Below are 24,245 nucleotides of genomic sequence, written 5' to 3' on the forward strand. Positions count from 1 at the left end.
TCAGCTGCACGAGCCCCACTGCAAGGGACGTACTTCGACCGGCAGCGTCGTCGCCTTCGCGAGTGTGCGTCCCCAGCCGAGTGCCGCGTCGAGGTCGGGTGCCTCGATGACGTTGAAGCCCCCGAGATGTTCCTTGCCTTCGAGATACGGGCCGTCGGTGGTCAGGACCTCGCCGTCCTTCGCCGCGACCACCGTGGCGCTGCTCGGCGAGTGCAGCCCGCCGGAGAACACCCACGCGCCCGACTCGCGGAGTTCGGCGCCGAATGCCTCGACCGCACGCATGATCGGTTCGAGGACCTCGGGTGCCGGCGGATCACCATCCGGTTGGTAGATGCTGAGCAGGTACTGGGCCATGTCGTGTTCCCTTCGGGCGGGGCCGGCAGTTCCCGGCCTCTCACCTACTACACGAACGGTAGGTGCCGGATTCGACACCTGCTACGACAACCGGCCGAGAATTTCTCGATTCGCTAGCCGAGGCCGACGGCCGAAGCCATCGCGTCCTTCGGTGCGGGGCGGCCCGTGAACTGTTCCACCTGACCGAACGCCTGATGCAGCAGCATCGTCAGGCCCGATACGACGATGCTGCCACGCGCGTGTGCGGCCGCACCCAGCGGGGTCGGCCAAGGGTCGTAGATCGCGTCGAGAATGAACGGTGCCTGCGCCAACGTGTCGGCATACGGAGCTGCCGCGGCAGCGGGCACCGTCGAGACCAACGCACCGGACGCCGCACACACCGCACCCAGTGCCGGATCGTCGAACGACACCCACTGCGGCGTGACCCCCACGGCCTCGGCGCAATCGAAGGTTTCGGCTGCCCGCTGCTCCGAGCGCGCCACGATGGTCACCTCACGGGCACCCAGGTCGGCAAGGCCGACGATCGCGGGACGGGAGGTGCCGCCGTTGCCGACGACGACCGCGGGCCGTCCCGTCAGGTCGTTTACACCGATGGTGCCGAGCGCGCCGCTGACACCGTCGATGTCGGTGCAGTCGGCGCGCCAGCCGCCGTCTATACGGACGAGGGTGTTCGCCGAGCCGATCGCGATCGCCCGCTCGGTGCGTTCCGTCGCGAACTCGAGCGCGGCGAACTTGCCGGGCATCGTGACGGACAGGCCGACCCACTCGTCGCCGAGACCGGACACGAGACCCGGTAGCTGCTCACCCGTGCATTCGATGCGCTCGTAGGTCCAGTCGACCAGGCCGAGTGCCCGATATGCGGCGAGATGCAGCAGCGGGGACTTCGAATGACCGATCGGGCTGCCGAGTACTGCGGCCTTGCGGGGTCTGTTCGTGCTGTTCGTACTGTCATCTACCACTGTCGAGAATTCCGCTTTCGAGAGCCAGCTGTGTGTTGACGAGGTGTTCCTCATAGGTGTCGGCGAACAGTGTCGTGCCCTGGTCGTCGATCGTCACGAAGTACGTCCATTCGCCCGGTTCCGGGTTCTCCACTGCCTGCAGGGCACCGATGCTCGGGGACGAGATCGGGGTGGCCGGCAGACCGACGCTCGCGTACGTGTTCCACGGCGTCACGCGTGCGCGGTCCGCGTCGGTGGTCGCGAGTTCGGTCTCGTCGAGCGCATAGTTGACCGTCGAATCGAACTGCAGCATCTGGTCGATCTCGAGTCTGTTGAGGATCACCCGCGCGACCCGCGCGAAATCGTCCGGCATGGCTTCACGCTCGACCAGGGACGCGGCGACGAGCATCTCGTACGGTGTCAGACCCACCGTCGGTGCTGCAGCCGCGATTCCCGTCTCGTCGTATCGGGCGGCGCTTCCGGTCACGAGTGTGCGCAGCACCTCGGCGGGTTCGGCCGAAGGGTCGAAATCCCAGCTACCGGCGGCGATCAGGCCTTCGAGTTGACGCTCGCGATTCGGGACCTGCGCCACGGCGTCGCGCGCCCATACCGGGACCCCGAGTGCATCCAGGTCGGTGTTCGCCCCCGCTGCAGCGAGTTCATCGTAGGTCAGACACTGTGGTACACCGGCATCGTCGTAGCAGCTCGCTTCCGCGATGAGGGTGTAGATGCCCTTGCGGACGGCGCCGGTGTTGACATCGCGGATGTCGTGGAGCTGTCGGCCTTCCGAGATGACGAGCGCGCCTACCCGGCTCTCCGGGGCGACGAAGGCAGAGACCGCGTCGATACCGGAGATGTTGGTGGGGATCGCATAGAAGCCGGGGTGCACGGCGTTCATGCCGGCATTCTGCACCGCAGCGTTGTAGAACGCGCCGGCACTGGCGGTCACGCCCTTGTCGGCGACTTCGCTGCTGATCTCGGATGCGGTCTCGCCGGGATGCACCTGCACGATCGCGACGGGGCCCGCGGGTCCGGCGAAGTCGGGCGGCAGTCCCGGCCCCACGAACCGGTCGTAGGCGAAGTAGCCACCGCCGACCACCACGATGAGCAGCAGCACGGCCGCCAGCGACCCGACGACCTTGCCTCGCCTACGCCGTTTCGCCGATGCGGTGGTCTCGGCTTGCTGTACCGCCGTCGCGCCCACGGCGGCGGGGGCTGCGCGATCGTCGTCGTCATCCCACCACTCGGCATCCGCGTCGTCGTCAGCGGGGATCGCGGCAATGGTCTCGGTCCGGTCGAACACACCGGGCTCGTCGTAGTCCGGCTCGTCGTAGCCTGCCGCGGCGTAGTGATCGTCTTCTCGACGATGAGCATATGAGTAACCACCGACGTATTCGTCGTCGTGACGGGCCCGCCGGGGTTCGTCCTCGAGCGGTGCTGCCTGTTGTGGCGGTACATCCTGCTGTGGTGGGGGTCCGTCGAACACGCCCTCCTCGAATTGCAGAACGTTGGTGGGGTCGTCGTCCGATTGCCGACCACCCCCGAGACGGTGCTGGCCGTATTCGTCGCGCTGGGGCGACGCGGGGGGGATGTAGCGACCTGCGGTGTCGTAGTGACCGGCGTAGGGGTCGCTGAACATACCGCCCTGCCGAGCATCGGGAGTGTCGTCGCCGTACCGTCCGTCCCGGCTCACCGGCCGCTCCCCTGGTCCCCGTCTGCCACGTTCACTACTGCACTCCGCTCGTCCAACCAACCTTGCAAGATGGCGACGGCGGCGGCCTGGTCTATCACGGGCCGCGCACCGCGCGCGCTGACTCCGCTGTCGCGAAGCGCACGCGCCGCAGTGACCGTGGTGAATCGTTCATCGGCCATCCGAACGGGAACCTCGGGAATCTGCCGGCGAAGTCGACGCGCGAATTCGCTCGCCAGCTTCGCGGCCTTCCCCGGCTCGCCGCGCAGGGTCTGCGGCAGCCCGACGATAACCTCAACCGCCTCATATTCCATAACGATCTGGACAATGCGCCGGAGATCGGGCGCGTCGGGGCCACGTTGCTTGGACCGTGCCACAGTCTCGACCGGGGTCGCGAGGATGCAGTCGGGGTCGCAGGACGCCACGCCGATCCGCACACTGCCGACATCGATGCCGATTCGACGACCCCGGCCCGGATCATCCGAACCGGGACGATCCGGGCCGGGTAGCTCGGCCACGATCAGCCGGCCAGCTCGCGCAGCCGAACGCGGAACGCATCGAGCGCCGCATCGATACCCGAGGCGTCCGAGCCTTGGCCCTGGGCCATGTCGGGCTTGCCGCCTCCGCGACCACCGATCGCCGGGCCGAAGCTCGACACGAGGTCGCCGGCCCTGATGCCCTTGTCCCGCGCAGCGTCGTTGGTCGCCACGACGAACGGCACCTTGCCGTCGGCGCTGCCGAGCAGCAGCACCACGGCCGGATTGCTGCCGAGCCGTCCACGGATGTCGGTCACCAGGGTGCGCAGGGCATTGCCGGACACCCCTTCCGGCGCCCGGACCGCCACCACGAGGACATCGCCGATGCGCTCGGCCTTGTCGGCGAACGAACCTGCCGCGGCGGCCACGTTCGCGGCGCGACTCTTCTCGAGTTCCTTCTCGGCGACCTTGAGACGCTCGAGGAGTGACTCGACTCGTCCAGGAACCTCTTCCGAGGGCACTTTGAGGGTCGATGACAGACCCGCGAGCAATGCGCGTTCCTTGGCCAGGTGCCGGTACGAGTCCAGGCCGACGTAGGCCTCGACGCGGCGGACACCCGAGCCGACGGACTGCTCGCCGAGCAGCGTGACAGTGCCGACGTGCGACGAATGCTGCACGTGCGTGCCACCGCACAGTTCCATCGAGAACGGCCCGCCCATCTCCACGACACGTACTTCGTCGCCGTAGTTCTCACCGAACAGCGCCATCGCGCCCATCTTCTTGGCCTTGTCCAGGTCGGTGACGAAGGTGTTCACCGGGTAGTTCGCGGCCACCGCCTCGTTGGTGACAGTTTCGATGTCCTGCTTCTGCTGCTCCGACAGCGCACCCGGCCACGAGAAGTCGAAGCGCAGGTAGCCGGGCTTGTTGAGTGAACCGGCCTGCACCGCGTTCGGGCCGAGGACCTCCCGCAGCGCCGCGTGCACCAGGTGAGTACCCGAGTGCCCCTGGGTGGCGCCCTTGCGCCATTCCGGATCGACCTGAACGAGAACGGCGTCGCCTTCGACGATCTGGCCCTCGAGGACCGTGACCTTGTGCACCCACAGCTGCTTGGCGATCTTCTGCACATCGTTGACCTTCACGCGCAGTCCGGTGGCGGTGATGGTGCCGACATCGGCGATCTGACCGCCGGACTCCGCATACAGCGGGCTGCGGTCGAGGATCAGTTCGACGTCCTGTCCCGCGCTCGCGGTGTGCAGGCGCTCACCACCGGTGATGACGGCGAGCACATGCGCCTCCGAGACGAGCTCGTTGAAGCCGGTGAACTCGGTGGGGCCGCGGTCGAGTAGTTCCTTGTAGACCGTCAGGTCGGCGTGGGCGTGCTTACGTGCGCGGGCATCGTCCTTCGCGCGCTGCCGCTGCTCGGCCATGAGCGAGCGGAAGCCGTCCTCGTCGACTGTGAGACCGGCCTCCGACGCCATCTCGAGGGTCAGGTCGATCGGGAACCCGTACGTGTCGTGCAGCGCGAAGGCCTCCGAGCCGCCGAGCACGGTCTTGCCCACGGCCTTCACCGACTCGACGGCACCTTCGAACAGCTTGCTGCCGGTGCCGAGGGTCTTGAGGAACGCCGTCTCCTCGCCGACCGCCACGGTCTCGATACGCGCGAAGTCGGTGGACAGCTCGGGGTATGACGGGGCCATGGTGTCGCGCACGACGGCCATGAACTCGGCCATCGTGGGCCGCTCGGCGCCGAGCAGACGCGCGGAACGGACGATGCGGCGCAGCAATCGGCGCAGGACGTAACCGCGGCCGTCGTTGCCGGGGTTGACACCGTCGACGATGAGCATCGCAGCGGTGCGCGCGTGGTCGGCGATGACACGGAAACGCACGTCGGAGCTGTGATCGGTGCCATAACGACTCCCGGTCACTTCCTGCGCCTTGTCGATGACGGGGCGCAGCAGGTCCGTCTCGTAGACGTTCTCGACTCCCTGGAGCAGGAACGCGACACGTTCGACACCCATACCGGTATCGATGTTCTTCTTCGGCAGCGGGCCGAGAATCTCGAAGTCTTCCTTGCTGGTGCCCTCCCCACGCTCGTTCTGCATGAACACGAGATTCCAGATCTCGATGTAGCGGTCCTCGTCGGCCTCCGGACCGCCTTCGACGCCGTAGTCCGGGCCGCGGTCGTAGAAGATCTCCGAGCACGGGCCGCACGGGCCGGGGATGCCCATCGACCAGTAGTTGTCCTTCATCCCACGACGTTGGATCCGCTCGGCCGGGACACCGATCTTGTCGTGCCAAATCGAGTACGCATCGTCGTCGTCGAGATAGACAGTTGCCCAAAGCTTTTCGGGGTCGATCCCGTAACCGCCCTCGTCGACGGAGCCGGTGAGCAGCGACCACGCGTGCGTGATGGCTTCTTCCTTGAAGTAGTCACCGAACGAGAAGTTGCCGGCCATCTGGAAGAAGGTGTTGTGCCGGGTGGTGATCCCCACCTCTTCGATGTCGAGCGTGCGCACACACTTCTGCACCGAGGTCGCCCGCGAGTAGGGCGGAGTCTGCTGCCCGAGGAAGAACGGCACGAAGGGGACCATGCCTGCGTTGACGAACAGCAGGTTCGGATCGGCCAGGATCAGCGAGGCGCTCGGCACTTCGGTGTGGCCTGCCTTCACGAAGTGGTCGAGAAAGCGCCTGCGGATCTCGTGGGTCTGCACGTCGATGGTCCTTTGTCGTCTGACGGTGGCGGAGCTGCCCGGCAAGGGGCGGACGATCAAGTCAATCGGCCGCCTTTCAGCTTATCGCGCCACCGCGAGCGGATTATCAGGACCGCGGCGGCTACCGCGGTCCGCGCACGATCCGACGCAGCTTCGGCAGCCGCGACGACAGATCACGCTCGACGCCGCGACCCGTCGGCTCGTAGTAGTCGACACCCACCAACTCGTCGGGCGGGTACTGCTGTGAGAGGACACCGTCCGGGTGGTCATGGGGATATCGGTACCCGATGGCGTTACCGAGCTTCTGCGCGCCCTGGTAGTGGCCGTCACGCAGGTGACTCGGCACGGGCCCGGCCTTACCCGCCTTCACATCGCCGATAGCAGCGGACAGTGCGGCGGTCACCGATCCGGACTTCGGCGCGGCGGCAATGTGGATGGTGGCCTGCGCGAGGGCGAGCTGGGCCTCGGGCATGCCGACCTGCTGGACCACCTGAGCCGCGGCCACTGCCGCCTGGAGCGCGGTGGGGTCGGCCATACCGACCTCCTCGCTGGCCTGGATCATCAGGCGCCGGGCAATGAACCTCGGGTCCTCCCCCGCCACGATCATCCTCGCAAGGTAGTGCAGTGCGGCATCGACGTCGGAGCCCCGCAGCGACTTGATGAAGGCACTGGCGACGTCGTAGTGCTGATCGCCGTCGCGGTCGTATCGGACCGCGGCCTTGTCGATGCTGGATTCGACGGTCGGCAGGTCGATGACGGCGTCGGTGTCGCCGGCGCGGTCGAGTGCGGTTTCCGCCGAGGCTTCCAACGCCGTCAGGGCGCGGCGGGCATCGCCGCCGGCGAGGCGGACGAGGTGATCGAGCGCGTCATCGGTGATCGCGACCGCCCCGTCGAGTCCCCGCGGGTCGGTGCGCGCCCGTTCGAGCAACGCGCGGATGTCTTCCGGGCCGAGGGGCTGCAACTGCAGCACCAGCGACCGTGACAGCAGAGGTGCGACGACGGAGAAGGACGGATTCTCGGTCGTGGCGGCCACCAGCAGAACGATCCGGTTCTCCACCGCGGCGAGCAGAGCGTCCTGCTGGGTCTTGGAGAAGCGATGGACCTCGTCGATGAACAGCACGGTCTGCTCACCCTGAGTGAGCCGGCGACGCGCGAGATCGATCACGGCGCGGACGTCCTTCACACCTGCGGACAGCGCGGACAACGCTTCGAAGCGTCGACCCGTGGCACCGGAGATGAGCGACGCAAGGGTGGTCTTGCCGGTTCCCGGAGGCCCGTAGAGAACGACGGAAGCGGCACCTGAGCCCTCGACGAGGCGCCGCAGCGGCGCGCCCGGTTCGAGCAGGTGCTGCTGGCCGAGGACCTCGTCGAGGTTCGCCGGGCGCATCCGAGCCGCCAGCGGTGCGTTAGGCCCGGTCGGGCCGACCGGGGCACGGCGGATCGACGGTTCCGGGTCCGGCTCCGATTTACGCGGCGCTTCGAACAAGGCGTCCGGTTCGGCCGACGGGTCGTTCGCACCGAAAAGATCACTCACGCCGACGACGCTACAAGCGCCACCACCCTTCGAGCGAATGTGCGGTCGATCTCCTCGGAGCGAGGGAGGGTGCCCTTCGCTCGGAATCGGTTCCCGGAAGACGAACGCTCGGTGAAATCCGAACACTCGGTGAATTCTTGGCGGGCATCCTGCTCGTTCGTCGAACACCCGTCCAGAACTGTGTTCGGATCGGTGCGTGATCTCTACGCGATTGTCCCGCCGCACATTACTGCGCTCCGGAGTCGGTGCCGCCGGCGCTGCCGCACTCGCCGCCACCGGGAGCACGGCATCGGCGTCGCCGGCGATGTTCCACCACGGCGTCGCCTCCGGTGATCCGCTCCCGGACGCGGTGATCCTGTGGACGCGGGTGACCCCGTCGCCCGAGGCGACACCCGGTTCGGGGCTCGGACCCGAGACAACAGTGCGGTGGGAGCTCTCTCGCGATGCGAACTTCGAGACGATCGACGCGACCGGGACAGTCACCGCGTCCGCCGCATCGGATCACACCGTCAAGATCGACGCGACCGGACTCGCCCCCGCAACCGAGTATCACTACCGCTTCGTCGTCGGAGATGTCGTGTCGCCGACGGGGCGCACCCGCGCCGCACCCTCCCCGGGCGAACCGACGGATCATCTGCGTTTCGGCGTGGTGTCGTGCTCGAACTGGGAGGGCGGCTACTTCGGTGCGTACCGGCATCTCGCGGCCCGCGACGACCTGTTCGCGATCCTGCATCTCGGCGATTACCTGTATGAATACGCGGCCGGCAAGTTTCCTGTCTCCGGGACCGGCCCCCGGACCCATGCGCCGGCCAACGAGATCGTGACCCTGGCCGACTACCGGATCCGACACGGCCAGTACAAGACCGACTCCGATCTGCAGGCCCTCCATGCGACACTGCCGTGGATCGCCGTGTGGGACGACCACGAATCGGCCAACGACGCCTACGCGGGCGGTGCGGAGAATCATGATCCGGCGACCGAGGGTGATTGGGCCACGCGCAAGGCTGCCTCGGTCAGGGCCTACTCGGAGTGGATGCCGGTCCGTATGGACGGCACCCGCCTCTACCGGCGGCTCCAATTCGGCGACCTCGCCGAACTGTCCATGCTCGATCTGCGCAGCTACCGGAGCGAGCAGGTCCGCCCGGGCGCGGAGTGGCGCACCGTCGACGACGACACCCGCACGATCACCGGACCGGAACAGATGGCGTGGTTGACCGCGGGGCTGACGAGCTCGCAGACGAAGTGGCAGCTGGTGGGGAACTCGGTGATGATCGCACCGGTGCTGTTCCCGCCCCTGGACCCGCACACGACAGGCGCGCTGACCGAGCTTCTCGGTGTGCCGTCGAACGGGATCCCGTACAACGCCGACCAGTGGGACGGCTACCCGTCCGACCGTAGACGACTGCTCGAGACGATTACCGCGGCGGGGCGTCGCAACGTCGTGTTCCTCACCGGCGACATCCACACCTCGTGGGGTGCAGACATCCCGATCGACGCCGCCTCGTACCCGGGCGCAGGAGCGGTGGCAACGGAGTTCGTCGTGCCATCCGTGACCTCGGCGAACATCGACGAGTTGCTCGGGGTTCCGCCGCGGACGATCAGCCCGGCACTCGAATCGGCCATCCGGTCCACCAATCGGCACATCGAGTACGTCGAACTCGACTCGCATGGCTACGGAGTACTCGACGTCGCACCCGAGGCGGTGCAGATGGAATGGTTCCACCTGCACAACCCCTCCGATCCCCGGACCGGCGTGACACGGGCCGCGGGGCTACGAGTTGCTGCAGACAGCGCGAGGATGGAGCCGGCACCGCCCATCTAGAGTGACGACGTCAGGGCTCTACGCGCTGATCCAGATGCGACAGGACGTCGCGCGCGTGTGCCGCCACGTCGTCGTGCCCGGTGTCGGTGGCGAAATCCGCCAGCAACGACCACCGCGAGCTCAGCGCGGGGATCCGCGCCACGGACAGTTCGTGCGTCCGCACCGACGCGATGCGGGCGTGATCCTCGGGCAGGAACAGATGGGTGCTCAACCAGACGCAGGCGAGCTGAGCATCGAGCAGACGCTCGGCGAGGACTTCGTCGTAGGCGAGTTGCGGCCACATGCCCACCACCTCGGCACGCCAGGCATCCGCCATGGCCCGCACCCGCTCGGAGGTCAAGGGTGCTGCACACAGGCACAACGGGAACGAGGTGAGCGCGTACGCGATGTCGAGCGTCGCGTCGCGGAACCCACCCCATTCGTAATCGAGAAACTGCACCCCGTCGTCGCCGACGACGATGTTGTCGGGGCACAGATCCGACGGACTGAATGCGCGGAATCGGCCCCCGGTGAACAGTTTCGCAGCGCGTTCCGCGCGGTCGAGTACCGACTGGGGAACGATGAGCCCGAAGTCGGTGGCGAGTAGTTCAGGCACGCCCCGGACCGCGTCGATGGCCTGTTCGGCCACCGCATCGCTGACGGATACGACGCCGGCTCTGCGGAGCAACGCCGAGAAATCTTCCTCACGGCCGACGGTCGCGGCATGCATGCGACCGAGAGCCTGCGCGAGCGCCATGAGCGTATTTCCCACGGTATCGGTGTCGCCGCTGCGCAGCAGCGTCGCCAGCGGGGTGGCGTCGCCGAGGTCGCTGAGCACCAGCAGCCGGGTCTCGAAGTCGTAGGCGAGCAGTTCCGCTCCGGGTCGATGGTCCTTGGCGAGCGCGGTCGCGAACTGGTACGACACGGCTTCGCGGAGGAAGGCAACCTCCTCGTCCGTCGTGGCGCCGCGGAGGTCGACGTGGCCGGCGCCCCGAGTCGGCGGCACCTGTTTCAGGACGAGGGTGCGGGGCAGCGAGAAGGGGTTCGCAGCAACTCGTACGCGAAGAACTACCGAGCGGCCGCTGCCGCCGAGATCCACAGGATCCGCGAGCGTAACCGGGGCGCCGGTGCGACGAGTGAGCAGCGTCTCCGCTGCTTGCACTACCTCCGAAACGGGGTCTGCCAATGTTGCGGTCATCACCGAACAATCTACATCGTCGCGGCCTCCGACAGGGCGTGCGGAATCCCCCACCGACTCGGGACCAAGGTCCATTTCGACCGAATCAGCGAAGCCGCACTGCCCCGTCGGGCCGGGTTGCGCCTGATCATCGAGTGTTTCAGCGAAACGGACAATCCGCACCCGAGTGTTACGTTCCTCCTCGAAAGTTCTTCTCGGAAGCGCGAATCGAGGAGGTCTTTCGTGAATGAGAGCTGCCATCGCCACCGATTCGGCATATCAAGCTCTTCCGTGCTGTCCGAAATCCCTAGCCAGGACCGACGAACAGGGCGCGCTCACCGAGATGAACGCGCCCCGTCAGTGCGGGCAGGATTTCCGCTGCTGTCCCACTGGCGGCAGTCGGCGAACCTTCTGCCCGGTTGCCGCCGCGGCGTCTCTACTGTGCGGCGGCCGCTGCGGTGTCCTTCACGTCGGGCTTGAAGTCCATACCGGATTCCTTGCGCTGCTCGTCGCTGATCGGGCCGGGCGCGTCGGTGAGCGGGTCGACTCCCCCACCCGACTTGGGGAACGCGATGACCTCGCGGATCGAGTCCACACCGGCGAGCAGCGCGGTGATCCGGTCCCAGCCGAAGGCGATACCGCCGTGCGGCGGCGCACCGTATTTGAACGCCTCGAGCAGGAAGCCGAACTTCTCGTTTGCTTCGTCCTCGGGAATTCCCATCACCTTGAACACGCGTTCTTGGATGTCGGGTCGGTGGATACGAATCGAGCCGCCGCCGATCTCGTTGCCGTTGCAGACGATGTCGTAGGCGTAGGCCAGCGCCGAGCCCGGATCGGTGTCGAACGTGTCGAGGAATTCCGGCTTCGGTGAGGTGAATGCGTGGTGTACCGCCGTCCAGGCAGACGAACCGAGAGCGACGTCACCCGACGCGGTCGCATCGGCGGCCGGCTCGAACATGGGGGCGTCGACCACCCACACGAAGGCCCACGCATTCGGGTCGATGAGGTCGAGCTTGCGGGCGATCTCGCCGCGCGCTGCGCCCAGCAGGGCGCGCATCGGCTTGGTCGCACCGGCGGCGAAGAAGATGCAGTCACCGGGGGCGGCACCCACATGTGCCGCCAGCCCGGCCCGCTCGGTGTCGGTGAGGTTCTTCGCAACGGGGCCGGTGAGCTCGCCGTCCTCGCCCACGAGTACATACGCGAGACCCTTGGCACCGCGCTGCTTGGCCCATTCCTGCCACGCGTCGAGCTGACGACGCGGCTGCGAAGCACCACCCGGCATGACGACCGCACCGACGTACTCCGCCTGGAAGACCCGGAAGGTGGTGTCCTTGAAGAAATCCTTGCACTCGACAAGTTCGATGTTGAAGCGCAGGTCCGGCTTGTCGCTGCCGAAACGTCGCATTGCGTCGGCGTAGGTCATGCGCGGGATCGGTGTCTCGAGCTCGTATCCGACCAGGCGCCACAGTGCGTGCAGTACCTCTTCGGCGAGCAGGATCACGTCGTCCTGGTTCACGAATGCCATCTCGATGTCGAGCTGGGTGAACTCCGGCTGCCGGTCGGCGCGGAAGTCCTCGTCGCGGTAGCAGCGCGCTATCTGGTAGTACCGCTCGATGCCACCTGCCATGAGCAGCTGCTTGAACAGCTGCGGTGACTGCGGCAGAGCGTAGAAATTGCCGGGCTGCAGTCGCGCAGGCACCAGGAAGTCACGGGCGCCCTCGGGCGTCGAGCGCGTCAGCGTCGGGGTCTCGACCTCGACGAACTCGTGATGAGCGAGCACCGAGCGGGCAGCGGCGTTGACCTTGCTACGGAGCCGAATGGCCTTGCCCGGCCCTTCACGGCGCAGGTCCAGGTACCGGTACTTGAGGCGGGCCTCTTCGCCCGCCTGGTCATCGAGTTGGAACGGCAGTGGCGCCGCCTCGCCCAGCACCTCGAGTTCGGTGGCGTTGACCTCCACCGCGCCCGTCGGGATCTCGAAGTTCTGGTTGCCTTCGGGCCGGATCTCGACGACTCCGGTCACCTTCACGCAGTATTCGGCGCGCAGCTTGTGCGCCTGCTCGAGCACCTCTGCGTCACGGAACACCACCTGGGACACGCCGGAGGCGTCGCGCAGGTCGATGAAGATGACCCCGCCGTGGTCGCGGCGCCGGGCAACCCAACCGGTGAGGGTGACGGTTTGCTCGGCGTGCTCGGCTCGCAACGAGCCGGCGAGATGGGTGCGCAGCACGGAATTCCTTTCGAAACGATCATCGACGGGGTTCGTCGCTGCAATCCTACGAAAGACATGAATCGGCCGAGCACACACGTGTCGAATCGGCCGTGCCAGACTTGTGCGGCTCGAGTGGCTCGATGACAAGGCGGATGCGATGACGTTCAACCAGGGCGCACGGATGGATCCGAACCGGGTCCGCACCGGCGGGGGCGGTCGCGGCGGCAAGATCGCACTGGGAGGCGGCGCCGGAGGCCTGATCGTGCTGATCCTGGCGCTGTTGCTCGGCGGGGATCCGTCGTCGCTGCTCGGGTCGGGCGTGCCCGATGCGTCCGAACAGGCCGGCACCGGCGCGCTCGACCACTGCGCGACCGGCACAGATGCCAACGCCGACGTCGACTGCCGTGTGCTCTACACGGTCGGGTCGCTCGATACGGTGTGGGAGCAGCAGCTCGCCGCACAGACCGGCGTCGCGTATGTACAGCCCGAAGTCGCGTTGTTCACCTCCGCGACCTCGACCGGGTGCGGCAACGCGACCAGCGACATCGGCCCGTTCTACTGCCCCGCGGACGAGACCGCGTATTTCGACACCAGTTTCTTCCAGCAGCTCGTGACACAGTTCGGTTCGAGCGGCGGACCGCTCGCCCAGGAGTACGTGGTCGCGCACGAGGTGGGTCACCACCTGCAGAATCAGCTCGGCGACCTCGGCCGCGCGCAGTCCGATCCCCGCGGCCCCGAGTCGGGTGCGGTGCGCACCGAACTCCAGGCCGATTGCTACGCCGGCGTGTGGGCGCACTACGCGGACACTCTCCCCGACCCGGACACCGGAGTGCCGTTCCTGGCGCCGCTCAGCGACACCGATATCCGCGATGCACTGTCTGCAGCGTCCGCGGTCGGCGACGACCGCATCCAGTCCACGGCGACGGGTCGTGTCAACCCGGAAGCGTGGACCCACGGCTCGTCCGAGCAGCGCCAGAAGTGGTTCATCGCGGGATACGACACCGGGCAGATCGCAGCGTGCGATACCTATTCCGCTGCCGATCTGGACAACCCGGCCTCGCTGCGCTGACGACCGGCTTCACGAGATCTCAGACAGCCCTGCCGTTCACGGGACGGGGTCCACGACGAGCCGCACCACCTCGTCGTCGACCCTCCACCATCCGTCCGGATTCTCTCGCGCTGCGGTGTAGACGACGGCTGCGGCGTCCCCGGTGATCACTCCTGGCGATCCGGGGTCGCCCGTCATGAACGTTGCGGGATCGGGGCCTGGCCACGCCGGGACATCATCGTCCGGGGCGGTCACCGCGGTCGGTTCGTGGACGTGCACAATGTCCGGATCGTAAGGCTCGGCGTCGCCCTCGGCCAGACCCCAGGCGCTCTCGATCACGGCGCGCAGTTCTTCTCGATTCTCGAGAGCAGTCGACGGGAGATCCCGTTCGAACCGCGTACCGAACGCGTAGACGCGCAATTCGGAGGCGTCGCCACGTCCATGGAAGGTGACGGTGGTCGTCGCTTGATCGGTCACGCCGGGACTTCCGACATCGGTGCCCAGATCGATGAGGTACTGCTCCTCGAGTTCGTCGGCAAAACGAGCGACATCGTCCGGATCAGCCTGTACCACCAGATATTCCGGCGGAGACATGGTGGTGGGCTCGTTTCGCTCGGTGAAGACCACACGGCCGTCGCCGTAGACCGAGATCACCGGTGACCGAATCGCCTCGACCACGTACGGCGTCCATCCGTGGCCGCTTGAGCCGACACTGAACACCAACTGGTCGGCCGGAAGCGGGTCCGAGTGCTCACCCCGTGAGCCGCATGAGACCACTACAAGCGCAGCTACACCGGCCCAGGCGAGTCCGAGCGGTCGATGCACCGACGACACATTTCCCCCAGTCCGTTGCCTCCGCTTCAGGGTAGGCGATCGGATGACGGAGCGACGCCGATATCTTCATCCCACAAATCCGGCGACTCATCGATGAATCGGGTCATCAGCGCGACACACCGCGGGTCGTCCAGCACAGTCACCGACACTCCGTTGTCGGCGAGCCAGTCGTGACCGCCGCAGAACGTGACCGCCTCCCCGACGATGACCGACCCGATACCGAACTGGCGTACCAGGCCACTGCAGTACCAGCACGGCGACAGCGTCGTCACCATGATCGTCGACCTGTAATCACGTCGGCGACCGGCCGCGCGGAACGCAGCGGTCTCGGCGTGGAGCGTCGGATCGTCGTCTTGGACGCGCCTGTTGCGCCCCTGGCCGAGCAGTGTGCCATCGGCGTCGAACAGCGCGGCTCCGATCGGTATGCCACCCTCGGAGAGTCCCCGCTCGGCCTCGGCGAAGGCGACGTCGAGGAACCTGTATGCGTCGATGTCCATTCCGCGAAACCTCAGGTCACCTTCCGTGAAGACGACTCACGTCGAAGAAGACTCACGTCACCGTGACGGTCATATCGGCGAGCGCCGCAGACAGATCCAGGTGCCGGCGCATCCGCAGCGACAACGGCCATGTCCCCGGCCGCTTCGCACGGAGATAGAACACCCGTTCGCTCGTGGCGCCGGGCAACGGATTCTTCGAGGGGACGAACCTGATGTCGCGCAGGTTGAGCCCCTTCCCGATCCGGGTCGTCGACCAGCAGTAGTCGCGGGAAGTGTTCTCCGGCAGATGCAATTCGATGGTGTCCCCCACATCGACCGTCAAATCGCGCGGACCAGTGGTGATGTGCGTCATGGATCCAGGGTACGGCGATAATGTGATCCAGACCACCATTACGGGGCCGTGACCACTACCTACGCGAGCGCGGGCATGCGCCGTAGCACCGTGGGAGCCACGGCAGCGGCTGCTGTTGCTGCTGCGGCCGACCCGAGACCCACCGCCCAGCCGACCGGACCCACGGGCACACACCCGAGTGCGATGCTCACCACAGGGATACTGATGATCAGCGCCAGAACGGCGAGGGATCCGAGCGCTGTCGCCACGACGAGCGGACTACGGGAATCCAGAAGGGTCTGGCCGAGCTGACTGCAGACCAACGCGATCAGAGCAACTGTGGAAGCACGCCTCCTGGTACCCGTCATGCTCGCCACCGCCCAGGCAAGTGATGCGCCGGCTGCAGTGGTGACCCCCCGAACGGCCACGACCTTCAGCAATGCTGCTTGGTCCGGTCCGCGCGTCGTGTCAGCACCCGAGGTTCGTCCATTCGTCGATCCGACGGCGAGCGCCGCAGCGGGCAGCGCGTCGGTGAGCATGTTCACGAGCAGCAACTGCCGGGCATTCAGTGGCGACTGCCCGGTGAACATGCTGCCGATGATCGCGAACATCACCTCACCGGCGTTACCTCCGAGCAACACGGCCACCGCCGCAGTGACCCGCTGCCACAGCTGACGGCCCTCGTCGAGCGCGTCGAGCAATGCTCCGACCTTGCCGTCGAGCAGCACGACATCTGCCGCACCGCGTGCGGGATCGCTACCCCGGGACGCGACCCCCACTCCGACACTTGCCGCGCGGATCGCCGCCGCATCGTTGGCGCCATCGCCGACCATGGCGCACACCTGACCGGAACGCTCGATCGTCTGCACGATCTGCACCTTGTGCTCGGGTGTCATCCGTGCAAAGACGAGTCGCTCCCGCACCGCGTGTTCTTGTTCCTCGAGCGACAACGAATCCCACTCCGTTCCGTCGATCACCTGGTCCGCAGTCACCTTCAGCCCCAACTCGTCGGCGATCGCGACGGCGGTGACGGGATGGTCACCGGTGATCAACCGCACGCCGATGCCTTGGCCCCTCAGCGCGGGGAGAAGCCCCAGCGCTTCAGGGCGCGGGGTATCCGACAGTCCGATCAGCCCGACCGGTCGTAGCGTGCTCTCACACAACGCTTCCAGCTCGCCGGGGTCGGCGGCGACCGCGTCGGCCTCCTCGTCCGTGAGGATGCGCTCGCCCACGGCAATGACCCGTAACCCGGCCTCCGCCATCGTGTCGACCTGGGCAAGGAGCGAATGATGATCGCCCGAATACGCGGCCGACATCACCTCCGGCGCACCCTTGACCGTGAGATGCCGTCCGTTCAACGCGGCCGCATAGGACCGACCGGACCGGAACGGCAGGTACGCAGTGCGCGTCGACCCGCAGTCGTCGAGCGAATCGGCTCGAGCCGCACCGACTATCGCGGCATCGGTGGCATGGTCGGGCGGCCCACCGTTGTCCGACACCCCGGTCCGCGCAGCGAAGCTCAGTAATTGGGCACGCGTGTATCCGGGAGCCGGCCGGGCAGTGCGGACCCGCAACCGGTTCTCGCTCAGTGTGCCGGTCTTGTCGAAGCAGACGACGTCGACGCGGCCGAGAGCCTCGATCGCGCGAGGCGTGCGCACAAGCGCAGACGACGTCGTCAGTCGGCGGGCCGATGCTGTCTGTGCCAGGGTTGCGACCAGTGGCATCCCCTCCGGCACGGCGGCCACGACCACCGAAACACCGCTGACCACTGCAGCCCGAAGCCCGGCTCCCCGCAGCATCCCGAGGATCCCGACCAGGACGCCGCCTCCGAAACTGACCGGCAGAGCCCGGCGGGTCAGTGCGCGCAATTGGGACTGCAGTCCCACATCGTGTATCGCGGTCGGCGCCATCGCCGTCGCACGCCGGGTTTCGGTGGCGCCCCCCACCGCAGTCACATGGGCTACCGCGGTCCCCGTGAGCACAGTGGTGCCCGCATAGATCATGCACGTCCGCTCGGCGAGAGGCGCCCCGGGGGTAGGGCCGGGATACTTGGTGACAGGCAGCGATTCGCCGGTGAGCGACGACTCGTCGACCTCGACTCCGGCAGCGACGGCGATCCGCCCGTCCGCCGGGACCACCTCGCCGGGGCGGACTTCGATGACGTCACCCGGACGGACTCGTCCCGACGCCGTCTCGATGTACCGGACGCGGGTCTCCGATCCCTGACGGAGGCGTGCGATCGGATCCTGCTGCACCAGCAGCGATTTCAACGCCCTTTCTGCACGGAGACGTTGCGACGCCGAGATGGCTGCGTTGAGCGCGAGGACCGAACCGACGAGCAGGGCGTCCACCGGCGAGCCCAGGACCGCGCTCGCTGCCGCGCAAGTGGCGAGCACCGGAGTCAACGGATCCGCCAATTCGCCGCGCAATGCGCGCGCGAAGTCGTAAGCAGCGACAGCCGGAACCACGGCGCGAGCGGGCACCCGACGCAACAGTGCGGGGGCCGTAGCGCTCGTATCGCGCGGACTCACATCATGGGGACGGGGAAGCGAGCGGATCACCTCCTCGACCGGCATCGCGTGCCACTCGCGCTCCGGCCGCGGATCGGGCATTCGCTCTGCGAAAACGTTACGGGCCGTGGAGTATCCCACCCACAGACCCACCGCGGCGGACGCGGTCACCGACTCCGGCCCCTGCCCTGCCACCCCGGGCAACATCAACAGGGCTCCGAGTGCGGTCGCGCTGAGTGAAAGCTGCACCCCACGCCGACTCGCCGACCGCGCCGGCGGGAGGGCGTGCAGGACCCGCCACACCCCGGTCAGGTCGTCACAGATCAGGTGTGCTCCCCACGGACGGGCGGCGGGCGCTGTCACCACCCCGATGCCCACATCGGCCGCAGCCAGTGCGTTCGGTGCCTCCGCGGCCACCACAGCTACCGTCCGCCCGTCCTGTCTACACTCTTCGACCGCGTCTCGCAGAGTGCGGTCCATCGATTCCGAGAACGGTTGCAGCCTGTCGAAGCCGTTGCGTAACGAACGCAACGAGTCGTCGTCCGCCGAGATCACCTCGACTCGTGCCCGCCGCGCCTCGGCGAGCAGCGCCGACGCGTAGCCGTCGTGCACAGGGCCGACCAGCACGCGCCCGTCCCGGATACCGTGCACACCCGGAATCGACTGCACCGGATGCCATCCCGGATCGATTTCATCTTTCTCGACAGCACGGCGCGCGCATTCCCACACGCGGGTGCGATCGTGATCGTTCACGCCGAGCACACGGGTGACATCCAATTTCGCCGTGTACAGGACCCGGGGATCGATCACGACCGCATCCACTCGATCGAGGTGACGCAATGCGGTAGCTGCAATGGGCAGGACGCCGTGCGTGGGCAGGCCCCGGCCCAGGGTCGCAGCAAACAACTCCCGCGTCGTGCGGGTTGCCTTGGGGGCCGCCACGATGGCCGCGTTGCCTGCGCTCAACGGATTGCCGTACAGCCCTCCTAGCACGGCTGCAGCGGCGGCACCGACGATGCCGGAGCGCTCTGCATGCCGTTCGATCGGTCCGGTCCACTGGCTCCGAGGTCGATACGGTCCGGGCGGACCATCCGCGTCTGCGGCCTCCTCCGCAAAGATCGGTTCCATCTCCTGCCATGTACGGCGGGCGGCCAAGGTCTCGGCCATCGCTGCGACGCGCATAGCGGTCTCGACCGCGAGCGACGAAGGAACCTGCGCCGCCGTGTAAGCAGCTGCCGTGAGAACGGAGAACAATACCTCGGCGCCGTCCGTTCCGACCGCGGACTCGACGATCCGGCGCAGCTTCGGCTGGTAGTCCACCGCGACCACAGGGGCCGGTATCACCCCGGTGATCCGGGGCATCCGGAGGATGCCGCCGACGAGGCTGACGCCCAGCCCCGTTGCGGCAGCCCCGACCGAGATCACCCGACGCGCAAGGAGGCCGTCGTCGCCGGGAAGGTCGACCGGCAGCGTATCCGGGCCTGCGATGCCGAACTGCCGCTCGACACTCTCGACTATGCCGGTCATCTCCTCGGGCGTGGGCCCGTCAGGCTCCGTCGTGACAACCAGCCGAACCCAAGGCCTATGTAATTCCACTCGTTCCACACCGGGGGTATCGCGGAGGACCTTCTGCACCTGCTCACCGATTTCGTGGCCGGACTCGGATCGGAGGCCGTGGACTTCCATCCAGGTGCGGCCCGATCCGGAGCCGCAGCGACGACTGCGTCCACCACCCACGGCCTCGCGAGCCATTTCCAACATCGAGCGCACAAGGGGCGCCGGTGCCGGCACTCCTCGTATGGCGCTCGTCGGCGCGCCGACGAGCGCAATGCCGGATCCTGTTACCGACACGACCCCCTTGATCAGCCTTGTCACACCGAGCATGTGGTCACCCGGCGTGGTTCGGGACCTTGAACAGCTGCATCGGTCCAGAGTTCCACAGAATGCGCCCCGCAAACCCTCGAATCCAACAGAGATGCAGGGGCGGGGTCAGTCGTCGTCGACGATGAGCACGCCAGTACGCATCAGCAGTGCGTAGAGTTCACAGAGCGGGGGTGTGAGGACCCGTACCACTGCTCCCACTACCGCATCCGGCCCGGCAACGATCGGTGGAGTCGACATGACCCGATCCTATTCGCCGCGGGTGCGCATCAGATGAACCGAAGTCGACGAAGGAGAGAATCATGGCGGACGCACAGCAATCGTTCTGGGACTCCCATCGCACATTGGCGCAGGTGGTCCGTGAATCCGAGCGCTTCGCGCTACAACTGCCGCTCGTGGGACGGATCGGCGTTCCCCGACCTGAACAGGTCGCCTTCATCGTCGGCTTGGGCGCACTCGTAGCGCTCGATCTCATCGAGTGGCCGGTTGCGCTCGTGCTCGGCGCCGGGCAGGTACTGATCAGTGAGCAGATGACCAGGACGCACCCACCTGCAGTCGGAGAGCAGCTCGCATGATCGGCACGCGCGACGACTAGGCGGTCTTGGCCCTACCTTTTCGCGCAGCCGGCGCACGCTTGGCGGGTGCACGCTTGGCGGGTGCACGCTTGGCGGGTGTGGTCTTCGAGCCGTCCTTCTCCGCGCTGGAGCGCGTCGACGACTTGGTGGGCGAAGTCCGACGTTCGGCATGCTGTTCACCGTCATGATGCGTGAGCAGACGAACGGTCAGGGCGGATGCTCCGATTGCGGCCAGCACCGGCCCCGCAACAATTCCGGTGGCGATACCGGTCGCCCCGAGTGCGCCGATGGTCAGGGCCGCCGCCGGTGTCGAATCCGCTCCGCTGCTGATTCCCGAACGAGCACCGCTGACTGCACCTTTCATGCTCCCGACCACGGCGCCCACGAGAGCCCCGCCGGCCGCCCCGGCCACTCTCGTGGTCGCATACGAGGTTTCGGTGGCCACTCGTGCGGCCTTGTCGAGGATCTGCATTCCATGCCTCCCACTCGATAGCTCGTTCCATCGTACGTCCGATGTCCAGGTCACCTGGTGATCCGACAAAGGGCTCCTCCGATCACCATGTCCTGCTTCCTGCAGCACCGCGAGGCTTCGCGCTGCGCGTGGCGACCGAGATTCTCCGCGATCCCGAATCATGGTCACGTTCGGCGACCCTGAGACCACATCCTCGTGCCGCGGGAGGCCGCCGAGTGCGCTGGTGCTGATCCCGATGGCACCCCTTCTGGCCGTCGACGCATACCGCAGTCTGGGCCATGCCGTCAGCGGCGACTACCCGATCGCTCGTAGCGGAACGGTGCGCCGAGCCACCGTGGCGTTGCAGCGCCGCGGCATCATCGGGTGGACAGTGAAAGCGTCGCTGTTCCAACGTCGCGCCAGGCTGGTCACAATCGTCGTGACCACCGCCGCAGGGTCCGGCGCCTACCGGATCATCGACGTCGACGAATCCGACGGTGTGGCGTTCATCGAGTCCGCACTCCCCCACCTGTTCGTTCCGTTTCTGGACCAGGCACCAAGTCTGCCCGACCGGCCAGGCTTGATGCCTCCCATCAGGCGATGAGTGCGGCGGCGAGGTCCCGGTATGCCTGCGTGGGGAATGATGTCGGGTCCGCTGTCAGTACCTGGATGGGTACCTCGTCGGCGCCGGCCTCGTAGTGCCGTTCGATCCCGGCGACGACGCGTTCGATGCTGCCCGACGGAATCAGCGCCTCACGCAACCGGTCGCTGCCTGCTCCCGCCACATCATCCTCGGTGTAACCGAGACGCAGGAGGTTGTTGGAGTAGTTCGGAAGCGACAGGTAGCCCCGCATGTACTCCTGAGCGATTCCGCGGGCAGTGTCTTCGTTCTCGTCGAGCACCACGGCGACTTCGGGCGCCAGAAGCGGGCCGTCGCCGAGGATTGCCCGGGCCTGGGCAGTGTGTTCGGCGGGTACGAAATAGGGATGTGCGCCCGCAGTACGTTCGGCGGACAGCGTCAGCATGCGGGGGCCGAGCGCCGCGAGCGCCAGAGCCTCCGCGGGCACCGGGGTGCTCGTCGCATCCAACGCGTCGAGGTACTCGACCATGCGGCTGTAGGGCTTGGTGTATCGGCCCGCGTCGGTCGCGTCCACGACCGCGCCGTGGCTCGCGCCCAGGCCAAGCAGGAAACGGCCGGGATACTCCCGCTCGAATCGGTCGACCTCCTTCGCGAGATCCGCCGGATCCGCGTGCCAGATGCTGATGATTCCACTCGCGACACCGAGCTTCGGCGTCGCAGCGAGCACCTCGCCGTAGATGGAGGGCACCCCCTCGCCGAACCCACCCGACGTCCACAGCCTCGAGTAGCCCAGTCCGTCGAGTTCCCGCGCCGCATCGAGTGCGGCCTCCCTGGTTTTCCGACTCAGCCAGAATCCGCCGCCCCACACACTCACTCGTCGCGTCATGTATCCGACACTATCTTCCCGCATCGGGATACCGTCGGCGGATGACGACCGCATCGGCCCTCGACGGCACCCCGACCGTCGAACAGCGGCCGTACTACTCGGTATTCGGGCTGGATTTCGTCGGGCTCGTGGTTGCGGTGTTCTTCTTCGCGTGGAGTCTGAGTCCGTCGTTGATCCCCCGGGAATGGCTGTATCAAGGCCTCGTCAGCGGAATCACGAGCGTCACGGGATACGGAATCGGAATTCTGCTCGCCTATCCGGCGCGCCGCTGGATCGCACCGCGCCTGACGTGGTGGCGCAGGCGACGCGCCGCCCGCATGATTGCGCAGATCGTCGTCGCTGTGCTTGCTCTCATCACGGTGACCGGATCTCTGTTGGTCGCTGCCAACTGGCAGAACGATATCCGCGCGCTCATGGGTATCGAGGACACCACGTCGTTCGCGTATCTGCGTACCGGACTGGTCAGTGTCGCGGTCTTCGCTGTTCTCCTGCTGACCGGGCGCGGCCTGCGCCGCGTGGCCCACGGGTTCGCACGGTTCCTCAGCGCACGGCTACGTATCCCGGTTCCGGCCGCTCACGTGATCGCACCGGCGGTGCTCGCGGTGGCGGCGGTGGTATTCGTCGACCAGGTGATCCTCGCGAGCACGTCGACCGCCGCACGATTCGTGTTCGCGTCCGACAACAACAGCACCGACCCGGGCGTCGCACCACCGTACGAACCGGAACGCTCGGGCAGTTCTGCGTCGGCATCGTCGTGGGACAGTCTCGGCAGGCAGGGCCGCACGTTCGCCGACGGTGGCCTGCGGGCCGACGAGTTGACCGAGCTCAACGGCGCGCCCGCCCGTGAACCGATCCGCGTGTACGCGGGCCTGCACGCCGATACCTCCACCGAATCTCAGGTGCAGTTGATTCTCGACGAACTGGACCGGACCGAGGCGTGGGAGCGGGACATCCTGGTCGTGTCAGGAACGACGGGCACCGGGTGGGTCAATCCGGTTGCGGCGGATTCGATCGAGATGATCTACAACGGTGATTCGGCGATCGCCGCGATCCAGTATTCGTTCCTGCCGAGCTGGATTTCGTTCCTGGTCGACGGTTCGGCCGCGAAAGCGGCGGGTGACGCGCTCATCAACGGCGTGCACGAGCGATGGGTGCGGCTCCCGGAAGATCGACGTCCGAAGGTGGTGGTGTACGGCGAGAGTCTCGGGTCGCAGTCTGCCGAGGCAGCGTTCGACGACCTCGTCGATCTGCGCGGTGATGTCGACGGTGCACTGTTCGTGGGTCCGCCCAATTCGAACTCGCTGTGGCGGAGCATCGTCGCCGCTCGCGATCCGGGAACGCGGGAGGTCCTGCCCGTCTACCACGACGGTCTCGACGTGCGGTTCGCTTCGAACCTCCAGGACCTGGAATCCTCCGACGCACCGTGGCACGATCCGCGTGTGCTGTATCTGCAGCACGCATCGGACCCGGTGGTGTGGTGGGGTCCCGGGTTGCTGTTCGAGCGGCCTGATTGGCTCGCCGAGCCACCGGGTGCGGATCGGGTGCCGTCGATGCGTTGGTATCCGATCGTCACGTTCTGGCAGGTGGCGGCGGACATCATGGTCGGCACGTCACCTCCGGTCGGGCATGGTCACAACTACGAGGACTTCATTCCGTACGGGTGGGCGGCGGTCACATCGCCCGACGGGTGGACGGACGCCGACACTCAGCGGGTCGCGGACGCGATCTCCGACATGCACCTCGGGGACTGAAACGCTCGAAT

The 24,245-nt window shown here is 66.9% G+C and carries 20 protein-coding genes; 5 read left to right on the top strand and 15 right to left on the bottom strand.

Features of this window, described 5'->3' with window-relative positions; genetic code table 11:
- The 6 genes from Q7514_RS01560 to Q7514_RS01585 form a co-directional block, all read right to left on the bottom strand.
- Positions 1-354: a YciI family protein gene (locus Q7514_RS01560; RefSeq protein ID WP_330131510.1), complete on the bottom strand. Its 354-nt coding sequence runs from the start codon at positions 352-354 to the stop codon at positions 1-3.
- Between the two features lie 113 nt (positions 355-467).
- Positions 468-1,313 (bottom strand): shikimate dehydrogenase, encoded by an 846-nt coding sequence (locus tag Q7514_RS01565; RefSeq protein ID WP_330131511.1) that lies wholly within the window; start codon positions 1,311-1,313, stop codon positions 468-470.
- Positions 1,303-2,985, bottom strand: a complete 1,683-nt coding sequence (locus Q7514_RS01570; protein WP_330131512.1) for an endolytic transglycosylase MltG — start codon at positions 2,983-2,985, stop codon at positions 1,303-1,305. Before Q7514_RS01570 ends, Q7514_RS01565 begins: the two co-directional genes overlap by 11 nt.
- Positions 2,982-3,503: a Holliday junction resolvase RuvX gene (gene ruvX, locus Q7514_RS01575; RefSeq protein ID WP_330131979.1), complete on the bottom strand. Its 522-nt coding sequence runs from the start codon at positions 3,501-3,503 to the stop codon at positions 2,982-2,984. The genes Q7514_RS01570 and ruvX overlap by 4 nt, the downstream gene beginning before the upstream one ends.
- Positions 3,503-6,169, bottom strand: a complete 2,667-nt coding sequence (gene alaS / locus Q7514_RS01580) for an alanine--tRNA ligase (protein WP_330131513.1) — start codon at positions 6,167-6,169, stop codon at positions 3,503-3,505. Before alaS ends, ruvX begins: the two co-directional genes overlap by 1 nt.
- A 121-nt stretch (positions 6,170-6,290) precedes the next feature.
- Positions 6,291-7,703, bottom strand: a complete 1,413-nt coding sequence (locus Q7514_RS01585; RefSeq protein ID WP_330131514.1) for a replication-associated recombination protein A — start codon at positions 7,701-7,703, stop codon at positions 6,291-6,293.
- A 196-nt stretch (positions 7,704-7,899) separates the two neighbouring features.
- Here Q7514_RS01585 and Q7514_RS01590 point away from each other — a divergent pair, with 196 nt between their 5' ends.
- Positions 7,900-9,525 carry an alkaline phosphatase D family protein gene (locus tag Q7514_RS01590; protein WP_330131515.1) on the top strand — a complete coding sequence of 542 codons (1,626 nt, stop codon included), beginning with the start codon at positions 7,900-7,902 and terminating at the stop codon, positions 9,523-9,525.
- Positions 9,526-9,535: 10 nt separating this feature from the next.
- On the opposite strand, the gene Q7514_RS01595 is transcribed toward Q7514_RS01590, so the two are convergent.
- The gene (locus Q7514_RS01595; RefSeq protein WP_330131516.1) at positions 9,536-10,702 is read right to left on the bottom strand and encodes a phosphotransferase family protein; all 1,167 of its coding nucleotides are present in this window, start codon (positions 10,700-10,702) and stop codon (positions 9,536-9,538) included.
- Between the two features lie 415 nt (positions 10,703-11,117).
- Positions 11,118-12,908 (bottom strand): aspartate--tRNA ligase, encoded by a 1,791-nt coding sequence (aspS, locus tag Q7514_RS01600; RefSeq protein WP_330131517.1) that lies wholly within the window; start codon positions 12,906-12,908, stop codon positions 11,118-11,120.
- Positions 12,909-13,047: 139 nt separating this feature from the next.
- Between aspS and ypfJ the strand changes: the two genes are divergently transcribed.
- Positions 13,048-13,959, top strand: coding sequence for a KPN_02809 family neutral zinc metallopeptidase (gene ypfJ, locus Q7514_RS01605; RefSeq protein ID WP_330131518.1), 912 nt, complete (start codon positions 13,048-13,050; stop codon positions 13,957-13,959).
- 36 nt (positions 13,960-13,995) lie between these two features.
- Here the strand turns inward: ypfJ and Q7514_RS01610 are convergent, their stop codons facing one another.
- From Q7514_RS01610 to Q7514_RS01630, 5 genes are all read right to left on the bottom strand, one after another.
- Positions 13,996-14,616 (bottom strand): hypothetical protein, encoded by a 621-nt coding sequence (locus tag Q7514_RS01610; RefSeq protein WP_330131519.1) that lies wholly within the window; start codon positions 14,614-14,616, stop codon positions 13,996-13,998.
- A gap of 182 nt (positions 14,617-14,798) precedes the next feature.
- Complete coding sequence (locus Q7514_RS01615) at positions 14,799-15,269, bottom strand: nucleoside deaminase (protein WP_330131520.1); 471 nt, start codon at positions 15,267-15,269, stop codon at positions 14,799-14,801.
- 52 nt (positions 15,270-15,321) lie between these two features.
- Positions 15,322-15,621, bottom strand: coding sequence for a protease inhibitor I42 family protein (locus Q7514_RS01620; protein ID WP_330131521.1), 300 nt, complete (start codon positions 15,619-15,621; stop codon positions 15,322-15,324).
- 59 nt (positions 15,622-15,680) lie between these two features.
- The gene (locus Q7514_RS01625) at positions 15,681-19,862 is read right to left on the bottom strand and encodes a cation-translocating P-type ATPase (protein ID WP_330131522.1); all 4,182 of its coding nucleotides are present in this window, start codon (positions 19,860-19,862) and stop codon (positions 15,681-15,683) included.
- Between the two features lie 237 nt (positions 19,863-20,099).
- A complete protein-coding gene (locus Q7514_RS01630; protein WP_330131523.1) occupies positions 20,100-20,231 on the bottom strand; it encodes a hypothetical protein in 132 nt (43 codons plus the stop codon).
- Positions 20,232-20,293: 62 nt separating this feature from the next.
- Between Q7514_RS01630 and Q7514_RS01635 the strand changes: the two genes are divergently transcribed.
- The gene (locus Q7514_RS01635) at positions 20,294-20,566 is read left to right on the top strand and encodes a hypothetical protein (RefSeq protein WP_330131524.1); all 273 of its coding nucleotides are present in this window, start codon (positions 20,294-20,296) and stop codon (positions 20,564-20,566) included.
- Between the two features lie 16 nt (positions 20,567-20,582).
- Here the strand turns inward: Q7514_RS01635 and Q7514_RS01640 are convergent, their stop codons facing one another.
- Positions 20,583-21,038 (bottom strand): hypothetical protein, encoded by a 456-nt coding sequence (locus Q7514_RS01640; RefSeq protein ID WP_330131525.1) that lies wholly within the window; start codon positions 21,036-21,038, stop codon positions 20,583-20,585.
- 235 nt (positions 21,039-21,273) lie between these two features.
- On the opposite strand from Q7514_RS01640, the gene Q7514_RS01645 reads away from it, so the two are divergent.
- Positions 21,274-21,621, top strand: a complete 348-nt coding sequence (locus Q7514_RS01645; protein ID WP_330131526.1) for a PH domain-containing protein — start codon at positions 21,274-21,276, stop codon at positions 21,619-21,621.
- Here Q7514_RS01645 and Q7514_RS01650 read toward each other — a convergent pair.
- Positions 21,611-22,483: a TIGR03620 family F420-dependent LLM class oxidoreductase gene (locus tag Q7514_RS01650; RefSeq protein WP_330131527.1), complete on the bottom strand. Its 873-nt coding sequence runs from the start codon at positions 22,481-22,483 to the stop codon at positions 21,611-21,613. The two genes, Q7514_RS01645 and Q7514_RS01650, sit on opposite strands and share 11 nt — an antisense overlap.
- A gap of 41 nt (positions 22,484-22,524) precedes the next feature.
- On the opposite strand from Q7514_RS01650, the gene Q7514_RS01655 reads away from it, so the two are divergent.
- A complete protein-coding gene (locus tag Q7514_RS01655; protein WP_330131528.1) occupies positions 22,525-24,234 on the top strand; it encodes an alpha/beta hydrolase in 1,710 nt (569 codons plus the stop codon).
- The last annotated feature ends 11 nt before the right edge of the window (positions 24,235-24,245 follow it).

It is taken from the genome of Rhodococcus artemisiae (assembly GCF_036327795.1).
Lineage (GTDB): Bacteria > Actinomycetota > Actinomycetes > Mycobacteriales > Mycobacteriaceae > Rhodococcus > Rhodococcus artemisiae.

Coding starts and splice junctions, on each gene's coding strand:
- Q7514_RS01560 (WP_330131510.1), bottom strand. CDS start 354: ATGGCCCAGTACCTGCTCAGCATCTACCAACCGGATGGTGATCCGCCG.
- Q7514_RS01595 (WP_330131516.1), bottom strand. CDS start 10,702: ATGACCGCAACATTGGCAGACCCCGTTTCGGAGGTAGTGCAAGCAGCG.
- ypfJ (WP_330131518.1), top strand. CDS start 13,048: ATGACGTTCAACCAGGGCGCACGGATGGATCCGAACCGGGTCCGCACC.
- Q7514_RS01615 (WP_330131520.1), bottom strand. CDS start 15,269: ATGGACATCGACGCATACAGGTTCCTCGACGTCGCCTTCGCCGAGGCC.
- Q7514_RS01620 (WP_330131521.1), bottom strand. CDS start 15,621: ATGACGCACATCACCACTGGTCCGCGCGATTTGACGGTCGATGTGGGG.
- Q7514_RS01625 (WP_330131522.1), bottom strand. CDS start 19,862: ATGGCTCGCGAGGCCGTGGGTGGTGGACGCAGTCGTCGCTGCGGCTCC.
- Q7514_RS01630 (WP_330131523.1), bottom strand. CDS start 20,231: ATGTCGACTCCACCGATCGTTGCCGGGCCGGATGCGGTAGTGGGAGCA.
- Q7514_RS01635 (WP_330131524.1), top strand. CDS start 20,294: ATGGCGGACGCACAGCAATCGTTCTGGGACTCCCATCGCACATTGGCG.
- Q7514_RS01640 (WP_330131525.1), bottom strand. CDS start 21,038: ATGCAGATCCTCGACAAGGCCGCACGAGTGGCCACCGAAACCTCGTAT.
- Q7514_RS01645 (WP_330131526.1), top strand. CDS start 21,274: ATGGCACCCCTTCTGGCCGTCGACGCATACCGCAGTCTGGGCCATGCC.
- Q7514_RS01650 (WP_330131527.1), bottom strand. CDS start 22,483: ATGACGCGACGAGTGAGTGTGTGGGGCGGCGGATTCTGGCTGAGTCGG.
- Q7514_RS01655 (WP_330131528.1), top strand. CDS start 22,525: ATGACGACCGCATCGGCCCTCGACGGCACCCCGACCGTCGAACAGCGG.